The following is a 2488-nucleotide window of genomic DNA, read 5'->3' on the forward strand; positions in this document are numbered from 1 at the left end:
GAGGTTGGGTCGGCCGCGCGGCGAGGTGCCTGCCCGTGGCAGGTCCTTTTCCGCGCGGCCTCCCGCCGAACCGGACATGACGGTTTCCCTGTCATCCGGCTCTCCAGTGATCACGGCGTGAGTGATCCGGCCGTTCGTGCTTCGTGGATGCGGTCATGGCAGGCGGTGCAGGCCACGAGGGTCTTGCGCCGCCGGTCGAGCATGACGCGCGCCCAGTCGGACGGCGGCCATCCGGCACGGGCGAGGTCGGCGAGAGCCCGGACGTGATGCACTTGGACATCACCGGTGGCTCCGCAGACCTCGCATGTGTCCGCCAGGAGCCGGGTGATCAGCTCCTTCTGCGGGTAGTCCACCCAGACAGGCCGACGGTCGGTGATCTTCGCCGACCGCTGCTGCTGGAGAGGGATTCCACCAAACCGTGCCACCAGCGGCTTCCTGTTCTTCCGCTCGATGCGGGCCTCGAAACAGACTCGGGGCCCGCCCGGTGTGTCGATCCTGGTCTTGTGCTTGGCGGCCATTTTCGTCACGGTCGAACGGTGCTTGCCTGCAAGGGTCTTGAGCATGGAGGTCTCCATCACCCATTGCAGCCGGTGTAGCCGGAAGACGTCTCCGGCGAGCAGGTAGTACTGGACGATGCCCCGATAGACGGCCCCGAACGTGGCCACGATCGCGTGATCGCTGCCGTTGGTCAGTTCCGTTCGCTTCGCGGGCTTTCCGCGAACCAGGTAGGGATCGCATTTGGCCTTGATCACGTCCCTGGGGACACGAAGGGCGATCTGACCGTTGACCCTGCGGTAGCGGCCGGTCTTCTTCGTGTCGTTGTGCTGGGTCGTGACCTCGTAACCGAGGAACCGTGCCGCCCGGGTGCGGGCGTGGGTGATCAACGTTTTCTCCTGGCTCAGTTCCAGCTTGAGTTCGTCACGCAGGAACTCGGCCAGGCGCCGTTTGATCTGCTCGGCTTCGGCCTTCGGTCCGGTGAATCCGAGGAGATGGTCGTCTGCGTAGCGGACATAGCGCAGCCTGCGATACGACGGATCATTCGGGTCCGCGCTCGGCAGGCTAGTCATCCGCTGACGCAGCGTCCGGGCCTGGGCCCGGTCTCCGCGCCGGCGGGCTTTCGCCAGCAGCTTCTGCAGCTCCAGGTATGCCGGGTTTCTGGCCCGGCGCTCTCCACGGGTGTACTCCGGGATCAGAACTTTCTCGACGAACTCGTCCAACTTGTGCAGGTAGATGTTGGACAGGATCGGAGAAGCCACTCCGCCTTGCGGCGCTCCGGAGAGCGTGGCACCCCATTTCCAGTCCTCCAGGTATCCGGCGCTGAGCATGTTGCACACCAGCCGCAGGAACCGCTGGTCGCGGATCTTCTCGCCGAGGACCGACAGCAGGACCTGGTGGTCCAGGCTGCCGAAGCAGTCGGCGATGTCCCCTTCGACGAACCAGGAAGTCCCGGTCCAGGTGTGGGCCACCTCCCGCAGTGCGGTGTGGCAGCCCCGACGGGGACGGAAGCCATGCGATCGGTCGGAGAACGTCGGCTCGTAGTACGCCTCCAGGAGCAGGCGGACCACCTCCCCGACGAGCTTGTCCGACCAGGTCGGCAGCCCCAGCGGGCGCGTCTTCCCGTTCTTCTTCGGGATGTGCACGCGCCGAACCGGACGGAAGCGGTAACACTCGTGGCGCATCGCCTCGATGATCCGGTCGATCTTCCGCTGGGACATGCCGTCCACGGTCTCCGGCGTGACCCCGGGCGTCATCGCGCCGTGGTTGGCGTAGATGCGTCCGTAGGCCAGCAGATACAACTGCGGGTTGAACAACTGTCGATACAGTTCATCGCACGGCAGGCCACGCCTGCCGCGTTCACGCAGGACACCCAGCACCGTTGCGGCGCTCTGCATTTCGCATACCTCCCCATATCCGGGTGTCCGAATCACCTGGCCCCCTTCGCCCGATGTGGACGGCTTTCCCGTCCTCCCCGGCCGGTCGTGACTCCGGCGACTACTACGGGGCCTCCGTCGCCCTAGGACTCGCGTCCCGTAGGCGATCCCACGTTCGTCTCTGTCTGTACGTTCTAGCGCGACGTAGGCGTCCCACTCATCTCCTTGAATGTCCTCGCTGGACATCGCTCCGAACCCCGGAAGTTGCACCAGTTATCACATTCGAAACCGGTGCAGGGTCGGCGTCGGTTTCAGTTGTCTTTCCGACGGATGAGAGCTTGCATCATCTGGAGATTGGGCTTCAAACAATCCAGTCTTCGCCATATCGCGCGGGCCGCCCGGCGCACCGCCCCTGACAACTGAGCCCGGTCACCGGTTTCCTGACATGCTCTTGTCCCCTTCGCCTTTCGGATCCAGGTGAGTCATTCGGCCCAGGAACCTCCTTCCGAGTTCCTCCCGGCTGAGCCGGGGATACAAACAGAGCGCCTCGTGGCGCACAAGGTGCGCTCCACCGCCCACCGCTTGGGCTGGACCTGGAAGCCGCGCTGGTCCGGGTC

The 2488-nt window shown here is 65.0% G+C and carries 1 protein-coding gene; it reads right to left on the reverse strand.

Annotated features, from left to right (window positions below):
* Positions 1 to 110: 110 nt before the first annotated feature.
* Positions 111 to 1892, reverse strand: a complete 1782-nt coding sequence (locus ACIGXM_RS37305) for a reverse transcriptase domain-containing protein (RefSeq protein ID WP_396568570.1) — start codon at positions 1890 to 1892, stop codon at positions 111 to 113.
* Positions 1893 to 2488: the final 596 nt, after the last annotated feature.

The organism is Kitasatospora sp. NPDC052896, from assembly GCF_044547075.1.
Taxonomy (GTDB): domain Bacteria; phylum Actinomycetota; class Actinomycetes; order Streptomycetales; family Streptomycetaceae; genus Kitasatospora.